The organism is Lysinibacillus irui (assembly GCF_028877475.1).
Classification (GTDB): Bacteria; Bacillota; Bacilli; order Bacillales_A; family Planococcaceae; genus Lysinibacillus; species Lysinibacillus irui.
Genome location: NZ_CP113527.1, coordinates 4,255,221 through 4,270,073 on the forward strand (window position 1 = coordinate 4,255,221; position 14,853 = coordinate 4,270,073).

Here is a 14,853-nt window from a genome sequence, read left to right on the forward strand (position 1 = left end):
TATTTATTTACTTAATTTCTCAATGACTTTCGTTGCGATATCTAAATAAATTTGACCTGTTGAATGGTTTTCAGCATAAACAGAAGGAGCAAAATCTTCATCCGTCCAATCAGGTTGCCCAAGTGGGATTTGTCCAAGTAGCTCTGTACGTAGCTCTTCAGCTAGCTTAGGACCACCGCCTTGACCAAAGACAAATTCTCGCTCGCCTGATTTAGATTCAAACCAAGCCATATTTTCAATAACACCTAAAATTTCATGGTCTGTTTGCAGAGCCATAGCGCCTGCACGAGCTGCAACAAATGCAGCTGTTGGATGTGGTGTTGTAACAACGATTTCTTTTGATGACGGTAACATTTGATGAATATCTAATGCTACATCACCTGTTCCCGGTGGCAAATCTAATAGTAAATAATCAAGCTCTCCCCATTCAACATCGCGGAAGAATTGATCTAATACTTTACCTAACATTGGCCCACGCCATACGATAGGTGCATTGTTTTCCACAAAGAAGCCCATAGAAATCATTTTTACACCAAAGCGATCTACTGGGTATATACGATTGTCTACTACCTTAGGCATATCTGTAACACCCATCATATCTGGCACACTAAATCCATAAATATCTGCATCAATTAAGCCCACTTTTTTACCTAAACGGGCTAAAGCAACAGCTAAGTTAACAGATACAGTAGACTTACCTACACCACCTTTACCAGAAGCAATAGAAATTACTTGAACTGTGCTTAATGGTGATAAAATATCCTGAGCTTCTGATTCTGTAGCTGTGCCACGGAAGCTTTGTAATTTTTCTGCTGATAATTCTTCAAAGCGAATACCGACTGTGTTTGCACCCGCTTCTTTTAAAACCTCAACAATTTTCATTTGAAGCTGTAATTGTTCTGGTGTGTTTAATTTAGCGATCGCAACTTTTACACTGACATGATTTTTTTCTTCTTTAATTGCTACGTTTGTAATACCATCTGTTTCTGCAAGCGATTTATGTAAAAATGGATCTTGTAGTTGTCCCAGTATTTCTCGTACTTGTTGTTCAGTAATCACGGCGAACACTCCCCTTATCTTGTCTCATTGTTAGTATATCATAATGATTTGATTTACGTTGTAGATGTTGCTCTACTCAATTTTAGCTAATAAATACTCTTCTATACCTTCAACTATAGCATCTGCCATTTTTTCTTGGTAATTCTTATCTATTAATAGTGCACGTTCCTCATCATTACTAATAAATCCAGTTTCCACTAATGCTGCAGGTACTTCCGCTTTCTTCAGTAAATAGATTTGTTTAATAGACAACGCTTCTCGATCGGTGTTTTTTAAGTTATTACGAATGGATTGCTGAATACTTTTAGCTAATATCTCACCATCAGCATGTCCTTCCTTATGATAAAATACTTGGGCACCACGCCATTTTGTTTCCGGTATGGCATTTGCATGAATTGTAATAAACACATCTGGTTTTTCTTTTTCCACGATATCCTTTCTTAAAAAGATATCCTGCTTTTTCCGTTCTCTTAATGTCCCATATTTTTCTGATGGCGCATGCTCATCAATAACATCTCCATTTTTTGTACGTGTCATTACAACTGTTGCGCCTTTCTTCTTTAATTGCTTCTCTACATGCTGAGCAATTGCAAGTGTAATATCCTTTTCAATTACTTCGCCCTTTGAAGCTCCTCCATCCTCCCCACCATGCCCTGCATCAATGACAATTTTAATGCCACCAAGTGGGTCTGGTAAAAAGAAGTTACGGTCCGAAGCATTTGTTTCATATGCCACGACCACTATACTCATTAGCATAATTACTCCTAGTGCAAGCCAGCGCTTCACCCATATCCACCACCCTTTTACATATAGTGTACGAAATTAGTGGATGAACTATGCCAGAAAGAAAAAAAAACTCCCAAGTATTGAACTTGAGAGTTTTAGTTTCTTCTATATTAAAGGGAGGAAGAACAATTTTATTGCATTGTAAATTCTGACTCGAATTCACCTTCGTATGGCTCATGCTCTACAAATACCGTTACATCATTACCATCTTTATCTTTACCTGTTCGTTTGTACGTAAACTTCTTATCATTCATTTCAGTAATTTCAAGTGCGACACCATATTTATTGTCACCAAGAGAAACGTGAGCTCTTATTTTATTATCATGGATGACATCAAAGTAGCCATAGTCTCCACGACTTTCACCCGTTTCAGGATTGAAAAATTCATATTTATTTGTATCAGCATCATATTTTGCAATGCTGATGAAATTTGAATTGAATTCTGTTACATCATGACCCGCTTCATCTAAAACAACAGTTCCATGCCATAGTGTGTTTGCTAAAATTTTGTCTCCATCAATGTTTGTAACAATATCACCAGTTGATGCATCTAGTGTTTTATCCGAATCTGTAAATGCCAAATCTTTTTCTTTATAAGGTATATGTTCCACAAATACTTCTACATCATTCCCAGCAGCATCCTTCCCCATTCGTTTATAAGTAAAGATACTATCGTTTAACTCAATAATCTCTACAACGGCTTGATAGTTCTTGGATTCAGAAATTAAAATCCTTTGTTTCCCATCATTTGTAATAAAGAATGTTCCTTTATCGTCACGACTTTCACCTGTAGCAGCATCAAAAAATTCATAGTGACCTGTTGCAACATCATACTTTGCTAAACCGATGAAATTTGAGTTCTCCGCGGTTAAATCATTTTGATCCTTATCGTATACTTTTGTACCTTGCCAGTTTGTACTGCTTAGAATATTGGCCATTTCTTGACCCTTCGTTAATTGCTCCTGCGCTTGGTCATTCGTTGGATTTTCTGATGTAGCACCTTCTGTTTTTACTTCCTCACTATTCGTAGTGTTGCCTTTTGCAGGCTCCTTATCTTGACATGCTGCAAGTAGTGCCATTGCTGCAACAGAAATTATTAAGAACTTTTTCATAGCTAGTTACCTCCACTGTTTATATTTTTGAGTTATGTCAAACTCATTATGAAAAAACGAAAGGTTTCTTATACCTTCAAAACTATATTAAAACGGAATGTTAAACTTCCTCTAAATAATTTCTTAAAAAAGCATAAACTTATGCGAAAATATTTTTAATAATTTTAAATGGGGCAACTGACTTATCAAACAAGTTCTTCGTTATCATCGTTGTACAACTGTCCTTGTCTATTATATGAAAAAGCTAAGCCATGCATATTTTTTAAATATTATTCATGTAAAATGCTCCATGTTACCATATTTTTATAAGACGGTTAATGATGCTATAGCACGAAATCAGTTCTGCTAGTAACATTTAGCTGCTTTATTGTGGAGATATAATGAAAGAAGGTGGAGGAAATGGATGATCAATTGATTATTAACGCGGCGAACGGTAATACGGAGATAGTATTATCGCTTCTGCAAAATGGAGTGAATATCAATACCACCGATCAAATTGGAAGAACAGCTGTCTTAGCTGCAACCTATAATAATCAGGTGGATACTGTGAGGGTACTTATTGAGCATGGCGCTGATATTAATAGTAGAGATAATAATCTTGAGAATGTACTTTTACATGCAGGTGCATCAGGCTACCTTGAAATAGTAAAGCTTGCTATAGCAGCAGGAGCTGATACAAAGCTAACGAATCGCTTTGGGGGGGTAGCTATCATACCAGCTTCAGAACGTGGACATGTAGAAGTAGTTCGTGAGCTACTTAATCATTCAGATATTGATGTTAATCACATTAATCATTTACATTGGACAGCCCTATTAGAAGCAGTCATATTAGGTAATGGAGGTGAGAAACATCAGGAAGTCGTACAATTATTGGTCGATTATGGTGCTGATTTAAATATTGGCGATAGAGACGGTATTACACCGTTGCAGCATGCGAAAAAATTAGGTTTTCATGAAATCGAAAGTATTTTAAAAAACGCAGAATCTGAGCGCTCTTCTAATAGCTAACATAAGGAGGATTTTTCATGATTCAAGAAACAGATTTAAAGCATCTAAAGAGATGTATTGAACTTGCCCAAAATGCGCTAGATGCTGGTGATGAGCCATTCGGTTCGATTCTTGTGGCTGCTAATGGCGAGGTGCTAGCAGAAGATCAAAATCATGTATCTGGTGGTGACCATACACAGCACCCCGAATTTGCATTGGCACGTTGGGCAGCTAAAAATATGAGTCCCGAGGAAAGAAGTACGGCAACAGTTTACACTTCAGGCGAACATTGCCCAATGTGCGCTGCGGCTCATGGCTGGGTGGGGTTAGGAAGAATTGTTTATGCTAGCTCCTCTAAACAATTAGCACAATGGCTAAAAGATATGGAGATATCTTCTGCATCCCGTGTTCGTAATCTATCCATACAAGAAGTAATTCAAGATACTATCGTAGAAGGCCCGGTGGCAGAACTAGCTGAACAGGTGCATCAACTACATCGTCAGTTTCATAAAAAATAATACTAAGCAATCTTTGGGATCACTCCAAAGATTGCTCTTTTATATTGCTTCCTAACAAAAAAACTCTTTCCACAAAAGTAGAAAGAGTTTTTGTATAAACGCTGATATTAACGTTTTGAGAACTGAGGTGCACGACGAGCGCCGCGTAGACCTGGTTTTTTACGTTCTTTCATGCGTGAATCACGAGTAAGTAATCCAGCTGATTTTAATGCAGCACGGAAATCTGGGTCTACTTGAAGTAGAGCACGAGCGATACCGTGACGAACAGCACCAGCTTGACCAGTGTATCCACCACCGTTAACGTTTACGTGGATATCATAGCTTCCTGTAGTTTCAGTAGCTACTAATGGTTGTTTAATTACTTCACGTAATGCAGCGAATGGTACGTATTCTTCGATTTCACGTTTGTTGATAACAATTTTACCTGTACCTGGTACTAAACGTACGCGAGCTACAGAGCTTTTACGGCGACCAGTGCCGATGTATTGAACTTGTGCCAAAGTAATATCCTCCTCTTAATTTATATTATCCGCGAAGCTCGTATGCTTCTGGTTTTTGTGCAGCATGTGGATGCTCTGTTCCAGTGTAAACATTAAGTTTAGTGAACATTTTGCGACCTAAAGAGTTTTTAGGAAGCATTCCTTTAACTGCTAATTCGATCATTCGTGTTGGGTACTTGTCTAGCATTTCACCAGCTGTACGAGTTTTTAAACCACCAGCGAATTGAGTGTGGTGACGGTAAAGTTTACCTTCTAATTTGTTACCAGTTAAATGGATTTTGTCAGCGTTGATGATGATTACGTGATCACCTGTGTCAACGTTTGGTGTGAATGTTGGTTTATGTTTACCACGTAAGATTGCAGCTACTTCAGAAGCTAAACGTCCAAGAGTTTGGCCTTCTGCATCAACTACTAACCATTTACGGTCTACTTCGTGACCTTTAGCCATGAATGTTGTACGCATGTATATATCCTCCTAATCGATTCGATTACCGTTATTTTTCATTAAACTACACTATAAGTTTCGGGGCTTATTTGTGGTGGTAATGAAAATACCATCTGTTATCATATAATGAATGACTTCTAAAGTCAAGCAATTTCATTAAACACCTGGTGATGTTGTTCAGAATTTCAGAACCCCACTAATAGAACACCTTTTCTAAGTATAACCCTTGTGGTGGCGCGGTTTTTCCGGCTTTATCACGATCTTCAGAAGCGACTACAAGTGCCAAGTTGTCTATTGTACGACGACCTACACCAACCTCCCAAAGTGTACCTGCAATAATACGCACCATATTATATAAAAAGCCATTACCTTCAATCACCATATGAAGCTCTTCTCCATGCCATTCAAATTGCAGAGTCTTAACCGTGCGTACCTTATCCTTCACACTTGTATTCGCTGCACAAAAGCACGAAAAGTCATGTGTACCGATTATAGCCTTTGCTGCCTCCTGCATTGCCTCAACATTAGGCTTAACCCCATTTGTCTCAACCGTGTAATGTCTGCGGAATGGGCTTTGAATAAGCTCACAAGACCATATATAGCGGTATCTTTTCCCTACAACGCTGTAGCGTGCATGAAAGTCATTTGCCACTTCCTCTACCGATAATACACGAATATCTCTAGGTAGCTGTACATTCAATGCCTTGTGGTACTTTTCTGTTGGAATGGAGAGTGGTGTATCAAAATGCAATGTTTGCCCTGTTGCATGAACTCTAGCATCTGTACGCCCACTTGCAGTTACTTTAATCTTTTCCCCTTTATGCATAATAGCTAGTACTCGCTCCAGTTCAGCCTGCACTGTACGTTCCCCAGGCTGTACTTGATAGCCTGAGAAATGCGTTCCATCATAGCTGATAATTACTTTTAATCGTCGCATAAAGCTTACTCCTTTTAACTTCTATAGAAGAATAGCAATACGCCTATTGCTACTAATAGCACAAGCGCAAATGTGTCGCCCATATCCCATTTTAGTCTACGATATCTAGTACGACCTTCACCACCACGATAGCCTCTTACCTCCATCGCTGTTGCTAAGTCCTCAGCTCGCTTAAAGGCACTGACAAAGAGAGGTACAAGCAATGGTACGACAGCTTTTATTCTATCTTTTATCGGTCCAGAGGATAGGTCTGAACCTCGTGCCATTTGTGCTTTCATAATCTTATCTGTTTCATCCATTAAGGTCGGAATAAAACGCAATGAAATAGACATCATTAAAGCCAATTCATGTACTGGTACCTTCAATGCTTTTAATGGATTTAGAAGCACCTCAATACCATCTGTAATAGAAATAGGTGATGTTGTTAATGTTAAAATCGACGTCATAAAGACTAATACTAGAAATCGTATAGAAATATAGATCCCTCGTCTAATTCCTTCATCATAAATGGTAATGAACTTTGATTCAAAAATAGGAACGCCTTCTTTTGTCATAAATATATGAAGAAGGAATGTGAAGGCCATCAGAAAGATAACAGGCTTTAATCCATTAATTAAAAAATATAGGCGAATCCGTGATATTAAAACTACCAATAGTGTAAATGCCAGTAACATAGCGTATGTCACTGTATTATTCGCCAAAAAGACAATAATAATAAACGCAAAGACGAAAATGAGCTTAGACCTTGGATCCAGTTTATGCACAGGTGAATCACCAGGGAGGAAGCGTCCAAATATCATTTTTTCCATCATGGCTCTCCACGCTCCTCTCTTAGGCCTTGAGCAATTTCAGCTGCAAGCTCCTCCTCTGTTAAGCAAACCTTAGAGAAGGAACGTCCTATCATATGCTCAACCCTCTGCTGAAAGCGAACAATACGTGGTGGCTCTAAGCGGAAACTCTTTAATGTTTCTACATCTTTAAAAATATCCCGTGGTGTTCCACTTAAGACATTCTTACCTTCATGCATAATCACAATATTATCCGCATATCGTGCCGCATCCTCCATACTATGTGTTACTAAAATTGTTGTGAGGTGTCGTTCTTGATGAAGCTGATAAAACATATCCATTATTTCTTTTTGACCTCGTGGATCAAGACCAGCCGTAGGTTCATCTAATACAATAACCTCTGGGTCCATTGCTAAAACACCTGCAATCGCCACTCGACGCATTTGACCGCCTGATAAATCGAATGGGGATTTCTCAAGTACGTTGTTAGGTAAGCCAACTAAGCTAACCAGTTCCCTTGCACGAGCTTCGGCTTCCTCCTCTGATACTCCAAAGTTCATAGGGCCAAACATAATATCCTTTAAAACCGTTTCTTCAAATAATTGATGCTCTGGAAACTGAAAGACAATACCGACCTTTTGACGTACAGCTTTTAAATCTTTTGCTTTTTTACCAGCTACAATAATGCGATCCCCAATATGTACTTCTCCTGAAGTAGGTCTTAGAAGTGCGTTAAAATGCTGAAGAATAGTCGATTTACCAGAACCAGTATGGCCAATAATCGCTTGATAAGTATGGGAGGGGATATCAAAATCTACATCGAAAAGAGCCCTCTTTTCAAAAGGCGTCCCCTGCGAATAGGCATAGCTTACTTGTTGAAGTTTGATGTCCATAAATCATTCACCAACTCTTCTTCTGTCATATGTTGTCCCATTAACGGAACACCTTCCTTTTGCAATAGCTTTGATAACTTCAAGGCAAATGGTAAATCCAGTCCGAATTCAACTAGCTTGTCCCCGAGTGCAAAGATTTCAGCAGGTGTACCTTCTGCAAATTTCTTGCCATCATTCATAAAAAGAACACGATTTGCTAGCATCGCCTCTTCTAAATCATGTGTAATCGATATAACTGTTAATCCTGTTTCCGCACGTAAGGTCTGGACAGTTTGCAACACCTCTGCACGCCCCTGTGGATCTAACATAGATGTAGCCTCATCTAAAATAAGAAGCTTTGGCTTTAATGCAAGTGCTCCAGCGATGGCAACACGCTGTTTTTGCCCTCCTGATAGATGATGCGGTTCATGGTCTAAAAACTGGCTCATTTTTACTTGCTCCAGTGCTGCATGGACACGCTTTACCATATCCTCAAAAGGTACACCGTTATTTTCGAGTGCAAATGCTACATCATCTTGCACGGTTGCACCGACAAATTGATTGTCAGGGTTTTGAAATACCATTCCTATTAAAGAGCGGGACTCCCAAAGGTTATCTTCACTTAAAGGCTCACGTAATATACGTACATCTCCTTGTTGAGGAAATAATAAACCATTCATCAACTTAGCGATTGTAGATTTACCAGATCCATTATGACCTACTATGGCAATCCATTCACCTTCTTCAACTGCAAAGCTAACGTTTTCGACAGCATTACGGCTAGCTTGATCTTCTGGCGTATATGAAAAAGTCACATTATTTAAAGATAAAATTTCAGGCATATCTAGAACTCCTCTCTCCATGCTCTGCTCTACTAACTAACTTACACTTTTTTATGTATGAATTCTACTACATTCCGTATGTCGATAAAAGAAAAATACTACAATAACACGTCAAACTAATAATTGGGTAATGGATAACAAAATAAAACCCATATATTAAAAAAAGCACCACAAATTGGCGCTATCTTTAATAATAAAAAAGCGCGCACCTCATTCGATAGAAATGCGCTAGTCGTTACATTTACAAGAAATACGGGTGCTCAAGCCCTTATTTCTCCTGAATGAGGTGCGGAGAGCTAAACGAGACGCCACACCACATAGAGTGTCCGCTCATCATAACGCTCAGCTTAATTATTTGTCGTATAAATCATTTATAAAGAAAGAGGGTGGTGATTCCCACCCTCTTCACCACAAGTTTTCTCTTATGATTAAACTAGTTCAATCACAACAACAGGTGCACCGTCACCACGACGAGGACCTACTTTAAGAATACGAGTGTAACCACCTTGACGCTCTGCATAACGTGGTGCAACATCATCAAATAACTTTTGAAGTGCAAATGATGTTGTTTCGTTACCTTCAGCATCAGTCGTTGTTACTAGTTCACGACGGATGAATGCAGCAGCTTGACGGCGTGCGTGTAAATCTCCGCGTTTACCTAAAGTAATCATTTTTTCAACAGCTTTACGTACTTCTTTAGCGCGAGCCTCAGTAGTTTCGATACGCTCGTTAATGATTAAATCAGTAGCTAAGTCACGTAACATCGCTTTACGTTGAGAACTTGTACGACCAAGTTTTCTGTAACCCATGGATGTTTCCCTCCTTTATAGAAAAAAATCTGATCTTGTTAGTTGTTTTAAATCGCTTAGTCTTCTTTGCGTAATCCTAAACCAAGCTCTTCTAACTTCGCTTTTACTTCTTCTAGTGACTTACGTCCAAGGTTACGAACTTTCATCATATCGTCTTCTGATTTATTCGCAAGTTCTAGTACTGTATTAATACCAGCGCGTTTTAAACAGTTGTAAGAACGAACAGAAAGATCAAGCTCTTCGATAGTCATCTCTAAAACTTTTTCTTTTTGATCTTCTTCTTTTTCGACCATGATTTCAGCAGTTTGTGCCTCATCCGTCATGCCAACGAAGATGTTAAGATGCTCGGTTAAAATTTTTGCTCCGAGCGAAATCGCCTCTTTCGGACCGATGCTGCCATCTGTCCACACATCAAGAGAAAGTTTGTCGTAGTCAGAAGACTGACCAACACGAGTATTTTCCACTTGGAAATTGACGCGTGATACTGGAGTGTAAATAGAGTCGATCGGGATCACGCCGATAGGAAGATCCTCACGTTTGTTTTGATCAGCAGGAGTGTAACCACGGCCACGTTGTGCATACATACGCATACGTAAATGACCGTTTTTAGCGATTGTTGCAATATATAGATCTGGGTTTAAAATTTCTACGTCACTGTCATGTGTAATGTCAGCAGCCGTAACTGTACCATCGCCTTTTACATCAATCTCAATAACTTTTTCTTCGTCAGAGTAGATTTTAAGAGCTAGTTTTTTCACGTTCAAAATGATTGAAGCTACATCTTCTACTACGCCTTCTACAGTTGAGAATTCGTGAAGAACACCATCAATTTGAATTGAAGTGACAGCAGCTCCTGGTAATGAAGACAGAAGGATACGACGTAAAGAATTACCCAAAGTGTTTCCATATCCGCGTTCAAGCGGTTCTACAACAAACTTTCCATATTTGGAATCTTCGCTGATCTCCACCGTTTCAATCTTTGGTTTTTCAATTTCGATCATTTTATTTACCCTCCTTCAAAACATCGAATGTATAGGTTCTTTCCATCATAGATTCGATCGTCAATGACGTATCGTTTATTATCTGCACAAGACAGTCTGTACAAAAAATGATGTTCTCATACAATATGAGACGCACCCATTACACGCGACGACGTTTTGGCGGACGGCAACCATTATGAGGAACTGGAGTAACGTCTTTAATAGCAGTTACTTCTAAACCAGCAGCTTGAAGTGCACGAATAGCAGCTTCACGACCAGCACCAGGACCTTTAACAGTTACTTCCAACGTTTTCAGACCATGTTCAAGGGATGTTTTAGCAGCAGTTTCTGCAGCCATTTGAGCAGCGAATGGTGTAGATTTACGTGAACCACGGAAACCAAGAGCACCAGCACTTGACCAAGATACAGCGTTACCTTGCATATCTGTAATCGTTACGATTGTATTGTTAAATGTAGAACGAATGTGTGCAATACCAGATTCGATATTCTTTTTCACACGACGTTTACGAGTTTGTTGTTTACGAGCCATGTTAAGAAGGAACCTCCTTTACCAATTATTTTTTCTTGTTCGCAACTGTTTTACGAGGACCTTTACGCGTACGCGCATTGTTCTTCGTATTTTGACCACGAACAGGTAAGCCACGACGGTGACGGATACCACGGAATGAACCGATTTCCATCAGACGTTTAATGTTTAATGAAGTTTCGCGACGTAAGTCACCTTCAAGTTTGTAAGAATCTAATTGTTCACGGATTTTGTTTAACTCATCTTCAGTTAAGTCGCGTACGCGTGTATCTTCTGAAATACCTGCATCAGCTAGTACTTTCTGAGCTGTAGTTTTACCAATACCGAAAATGTACGTTAATGAAATTACCACGCGTTTGTCGCGAGGAATATCAACACCAGCAATACGTGCCATGTACGTTGTGCACCTCCTTTAGAATTAACCTTGTTTTTGTTTATGTTTAGGATTTTCACAGATTACCATTACTTTACCGCGTCGGCGAATTACTTTACATTTTTCGCAGATCGGTTTCACAGATGGTCTCACTTTCATCTAACCTAACCTCCTTAGTAGTCCGGAGCGCAAAAGATTATTTAAAACGGTATGTGATACGACCGCGAGTTAAATCATAAGGAGATAACTCGATAGTAACCTTATCTCCAGGTAGAATACGGATAAAGTGCATACGAATCTTACCAGATACGTGTGCTAGAATCACATGTCCATTTTCTAATTCTACCTTAAACATCGCGTTTGGCAAAGTCTCAACAACTGTCCCTTCGACTTCAATTACATCATCTTTCGCCATCTACTCTGTCTCCTCTCTATATGCAAATTAAAGTTCTCATCGTTACATCAAACGGATATCTGCTGCAACTATAGAAGCAACCTCGTTTCAACATATGTTTGGATTGTATGAGAGATGTTTGAAAGACGCTCGTCTGGTTTCGCTTCACACAATCCACGGAATATACAGAACCAGTAAGGGCACTGAATCTCCCATGTTTACACGAATACCGGAATGTCTTGGATGAGATATTCATACCCGTTACACAGATGCTTCCACGAAACCCATTATACTCCTCCAAAAGGTATGTTGCACTTTTTGGTAGAAATATATACCGGGCACAATATGCTTTTGCAACTCTCAAAAAAATTATGTTTCGTTGTTGCTCCCGCATGCCTCCCGCGGAAGCAGTATTCTGCGCCCGGAGCCGGGTATCAGCTGCGGCTGCCCTGTAAAAGAGCATCAAGATCAGCAAACACTTTGTTAATATCTTGCTGTCCATCTATATTAGTTAACACACCTTTTGCTTTGTAGAAATCAAGTAAAGGTTGTGCTTGTTTCATATTTACTTCCAGACGGTTCGCAACCGTTTCAGGATTATCATCTGCACGTGTATAAAGCTCGCCACCATCTTTATCACATTTTCCTTCCTCAGCTGGAGGGTTGAAAATTAAATGATAAGAAGTACCACAAGTTTTACAAATACGTCGACCTGATAGACGAGCGATTAACTCATCTTTTTCAACTTGAATGTTGATTGTATGCTCAATCGCTTTATTTAGATCAGCAAGGATGCTATCTAAAGCTTCAGCTTGAGGAACAGTACGTGGGAATCCATCAAGTAAGAATCCCTTTTCACAGTCAGGTTTAGCCAGTCGCTCACGAACAATACCAATCGTTACTTCATCTGGTACAAGTGCACCTTGATCAATAAACGATTTAGCTTGTAAGCCTAGTTCAGTACCTTCTTTGATTGCAGCACGGAACATATCGCCTGTAGAAATATGAGGAATTGCGTACTTCTCAACAATTTTATCTGCCTGTGTGCCTTTACCAGCACCTGGCAGACCCATTAAAACGATATTCATTAGGAAATATTCCTCCCACAAAAGGTTTGCTGATTTAAGGAAACGATGGAACGTTCCCTAAAAACCAACATTACTTCATAAAGCCTTTGTAGTGACGTTTAACAAGTTGAGATTCTAGCTGCTTCATCGTTTCCAGCGCTACGCCGACTACGATAATAATACTAGTACCACCGATCTGCACTGAAGCAGGTAAATTCATAAAGTTTATGAATATAATCGGCATTACAGAAATAACAGTTAAGAAAATCGCGCCGACAAATGTCAGTCGATATAACACGCTTGTTAAATACGTTTGAGTGTTTTCACCAGGACGAATACCCGGAATATAAGCACCTTGTTTTTTCAAGTTATCTGCCACATTTTCTGGATTCACTTGTACGAATGCATAGAAATATGTGAACGCGATGATTAATGCAACATAAATAATCATCCCAACAGGTTTTGTATAATCAAAAGTGTTATTAATGAATGTTGTTACATTATTTTCACCGAAGAACGGAACTATCGTACGAGGTGTCATCAGAAACGCCGAAGCAAAGATTACAGGAATAACCCCTGCAGCATTTACTTTTAACGGTAAATGCGTTTGTTGACCACCCGTCTGTTGGTTACGCCCAGTAACTCGTTTTGCATATTGAATTGGAATTTTACGAAGTGCTTGTTGCACGTAAATAACTCCAACAACAACTGCTAATAAAACTAATACAAGCAACGCAAGGATGATGATGTTGATAAATAATTTATCTCCTGCACCCTCGATTTGCTGTGCAAAGATTTGGTTAATTCCTGTAGGCAATGCTGCAACGATACCTGCGAAAATGACAACAGAAATACCATTACCAACACCATGAGCAGTAATTTGCTCAGCAAGCCATACTAGGAATGCTGTACCCGCTGTCAATACTATAGCAATTGTAACATACGTTAGAACGCCTTCTTCTTTAATCAATGATCCACCGTACATTCTGTTAAAACCGAATGACATTGCGAATGATTGGATAAAAGCAAGAATAATAGTAAAGTAGCGAGTGAATTGTGCAAGCTTACGTCTTCCGACTTCACCTTGCTTTGCCCACTCAGCAAATTTCGGTACTACGTCCATTTGCAATAACTGAACAATGATTGAGGCTGTGATGTAAGGCATAATCCCCATCGCAAAGATGGAGAAGTTCTTTAAAGCACCACCGCCAAAAGTATTGAGGAAACCAACGAGGTTAAACTCATCAGTTGCCTTTAATACATTAGCGTCAACGTTAGGTACCGGAACAAATGTTCCAATACGGAAAACGATTAACATTAAAAGAGTGAAAATGATTTTATTTCTTATATCTCGAACACGCATAAAGTTAGAGATTGTCTGAAACATTAAATCACCTCAGTAGTTCCGCCGGCATTCTCAATTGCTTCTTTAGCTGAAGCTGAGAATTTATGAGCCTTAACAGTAAGCTTTTTATTAAGAGTTCCGTTACCAAGAACTTTAATTCCAGCTTTTTCGTTACTCACTAGACCAGTTTCAAGTAATAATGCAGCAGTTACCTCTGCACCGTCTTCGAAACGGTTTAAAGCATCAAGGTTAACGATCGCGTATTCTTTACGGTTGATGTTCGTAAAGCCACGTTTAGGTAAACGACGGAATAATGGGTTTTGACCGCCCTCAAAGCCTGGGCGTACACCGCCACCAGAACGAGCGTTTTGACCTTTATGACCTTTACCTGCTGTTTTACCGTTACCAGAACCGATACCACGACCAACGCGATTGCGTTGCTTACGAGAACCTTCTGCTGGTTTTAACTCATGCAGTTTCATAGTGGGTGGC

General features: G+C 39.3%; 19 protein-coding genes and 2 pseudogenes. 2 read left to right on the top strand and 19 right to left on the bottom strand.

What is annotated here, in order from left to right:
- Positions 1 to 3: 3 nt before the first annotated feature.
- The 3 genes and pseudogenes from OU989_RS21420 to OU989_RS21430 form a co-directional block, all read right to left on the bottom strand.
- Positions 4 to 1,059 (bottom strand): P-loop NTPase, encoded by a 1,056-nt coding sequence (locus OU989_RS21420; protein ID WP_274794938.1) that lies wholly within the window; start codon positions 1,057 to 1,059, stop codon positions 4 to 6.
- Between the two features lie 72 nt (positions 1,060 to 1,131).
- Positions 1,132 to 1,845 carry an N-acetylmuramoyl-L-alanine amidase gene (locus OU989_RS21425; RefSeq protein ID WP_274794939.1) on the bottom strand — a complete coding sequence of 238 codons (714 nt, stop codon included), beginning with the start codon at positions 1,843 to 1,845 and terminating at the stop codon, positions 1,132 to 1,134.
- 131 nt (positions 1,846 to 1,976) lie between these two features.
- Positions 1,977 to 2,804: pseudogene (locus tag OU989_RS21430) on the bottom strand (DUF4822 domain-containing protein); the annotation flags it as partial.
- Positions 2,805 to 3,356: 552 nt separating this feature from the next.
- Between OU989_RS21430 and OU989_RS21435 the strand changes: the two are divergent.
- Both OU989_RS21435 and OU989_RS21440 read left to right on the top strand, forming a co-directional pair.
- Positions 3,357 to 3,965: an ankyrin repeat domain-containing protein gene (locus tag OU989_RS21435; RefSeq protein WP_274794941.1), complete on the top strand. Its 609-nt coding sequence runs from the start codon at positions 3,357 to 3,359 to the stop codon at positions 3,963 to 3,965.
- A 17-nt stretch (positions 3,966 to 3,982) separates the two neighbouring features.
- Entirely contained in the window at positions 3,983 to 4,462 is a 480-nt protein-coding gene (locus OU989_RS21440; protein ID WP_274794942.1) for a nucleoside deaminase, read from the top strand.
- 107 nt (positions 4,463 to 4,569) lie between these two features.
- Here the strand turns inward: OU989_RS21440 and rpsI are convergent, their stop codons facing one another.
- The 16 genes and pseudogenes from rpsI to rplO all read right to left on the bottom strand — a co-directional run bounded on the left by rpsI (position 4,570) and on the right by rplO (position 14,843).
- A complete protein-coding gene (rpsI, locus tag OU989_RS21445; RefSeq protein WP_004233744.1) occupies positions 4,570 to 4,962 on the bottom strand; it encodes a 30S ribosomal protein S9 in 393 nt (130 codons plus the stop codon).
- Between the two features lie 25 nt (positions 4,963 to 4,987).
- Positions 4,988 to 5,425 (bottom strand): 50S ribosomal protein L13, encoded by a 438-nt coding sequence (gene rplM, locus OU989_RS21450; protein WP_004233742.1) that lies wholly within the window; start codon positions 5,423 to 5,425, stop codon positions 4,988 to 4,990.
- A gap of 178 nt (positions 5,426 to 5,603) precedes the next feature.
- The gene (gene truA / locus OU989_RS21455; protein WP_274794943.1) at positions 5,604 to 6,344 is read right to left on the bottom strand and encodes a tRNA pseudouridine(38-40) synthase TruA; all 741 of its coding nucleotides are present in this window, start codon (positions 6,342 to 6,344) and stop codon (positions 5,604 to 5,606) included.
- Positions 6,345 to 6,358: 14 nt separating this feature from the next.
- The gene (locus OU989_RS21460) at positions 6,359 to 7,156 is read right to left on the bottom strand and encodes an energy-coupling factor transporter transmembrane component T family protein (protein ID WP_274794944.1); all 798 of its coding nucleotides are present in this window, start codon (positions 7,154 to 7,156) and stop codon (positions 6,359 to 6,361) included.
- Positions 7,153 to 8,025: an energy-coupling factor ABC transporter ATP-binding protein gene (locus OU989_RS21465; RefSeq protein WP_274794945.1), complete on the bottom strand. Its 873-nt coding sequence runs from the start codon at positions 8,023 to 8,025 to the stop codon at positions 7,153 to 7,155. Before OU989_RS21465 ends, OU989_RS21460 begins: the two co-directional genes overlap by 4 nt.
- Positions 8,001 to 8,846 carry an energy-coupling factor ABC transporter ATP-binding protein gene (locus OU989_RS21470; protein ID WP_274794946.1) on the bottom strand — a complete coding sequence of 282 codons (846 nt, stop codon included), beginning with the start codon at positions 8,844 to 8,846 and terminating at the stop codon, positions 8,001 to 8,003. Before OU989_RS21470 ends, OU989_RS21465 begins: the two co-directional genes overlap by 25 nt.
- A 428-nt stretch (positions 8,847 to 9,274) precedes the next feature.
- Entirely contained in the window at positions 9,275 to 9,655 is a 381-nt protein-coding gene (rplQ, locus tag OU989_RS21475) for a 50S ribosomal protein L17 (protein ID WP_012296051.1), read from the bottom strand.
- A 56-nt stretch (positions 9,656 to 9,711) separates the two neighbouring features.
- A complete protein-coding gene (locus OU989_RS21480; protein WP_004233733.1) occupies positions 9,712 to 10,656 on the bottom strand; it encodes a DNA-directed RNA polymerase subunit alpha in 945 nt (314 codons plus the stop codon).
- 139 nt (positions 10,657 to 10,795) lie between these two features.
- Positions 10,796 to 11,185 (bottom strand): 30S ribosomal protein S11, encoded by a 390-nt coding sequence (rpsK, locus tag OU989_RS21485; protein ID WP_004233731.1) that lies wholly within the window; start codon positions 11,183 to 11,185, stop codon positions 10,796 to 10,798.
- A gap of 25 nt (positions 11,186 to 11,210) precedes the next feature.
- Positions 11,211 to 11,576 carry a 30S ribosomal protein S13 gene (rpsM, locus tag OU989_RS21490; protein ID WP_004233729.1) on the bottom strand — a complete coding sequence of 122 codons (366 nt, stop codon included), beginning with the start codon at positions 11,574 to 11,576 and terminating at the stop codon, positions 11,211 to 11,213.
- 24 nt (positions 11,577 to 11,600) lie between these two features.
- Positions 11,601 to 11,714, bottom strand: a complete 114-nt coding sequence (gene rpmJ, locus OU989_RS21495) for a 50S ribosomal protein L36 (RefSeq protein WP_000868344.1) — start codon at positions 11,712 to 11,714, stop codon at positions 11,601 to 11,603.
- Between the two features lie 37 nt (positions 11,715 to 11,751).
- Complete coding sequence (gene infA / locus OU989_RS21500; protein WP_004233690.1) at positions 11,752 to 11,970, bottom strand: translation initiation factor IF-1; 219 nt, start codon at positions 11,968 to 11,970, stop codon at positions 11,752 to 11,754.
- A gap of 86 nt (positions 11,971 to 12,056) precedes the next feature.
- A pseudogene (locus OU989_RS21505) lies at positions 12,057 to 12,134 on the bottom strand (type I methionyl aminopeptidase); the annotation flags it as partial.
- Positions 12,135 to 12,383: 249 nt separating this feature from the next.
- Positions 12,384 to 13,037 carry an adenylate kinase gene (locus tag OU989_RS21510; RefSeq protein WP_274794947.1) on the bottom strand — a complete coding sequence of 218 codons (654 nt, stop codon included), beginning with the start codon at positions 13,035 to 13,037 and terminating at the stop codon, positions 12,384 to 12,386.
- A gap of 70 nt (positions 13,038 to 13,107) precedes the next feature.
- Entirely contained in the window at positions 13,108 to 14,403 is a 1,296-nt protein-coding gene (secY, locus tag OU989_RS21515) for a preprotein translocase subunit SecY (RefSeq protein WP_274794948.1), read from the bottom strand.
- On the bottom strand, positions 14,403 to 14,843 hold the full coding sequence (gene rplO, locus OU989_RS21520) for a 50S ribosomal protein L15 (RefSeq protein ID WP_004233670.1): 441 nt from the start codon (positions 14,841 to 14,843) through the stop codon (positions 14,403 to 14,405). Before rplO ends, secY begins: the two co-directional genes overlap by 1 nt.
- Positions 14,844 to 14,853 lie beyond the last annotated feature (10 nt).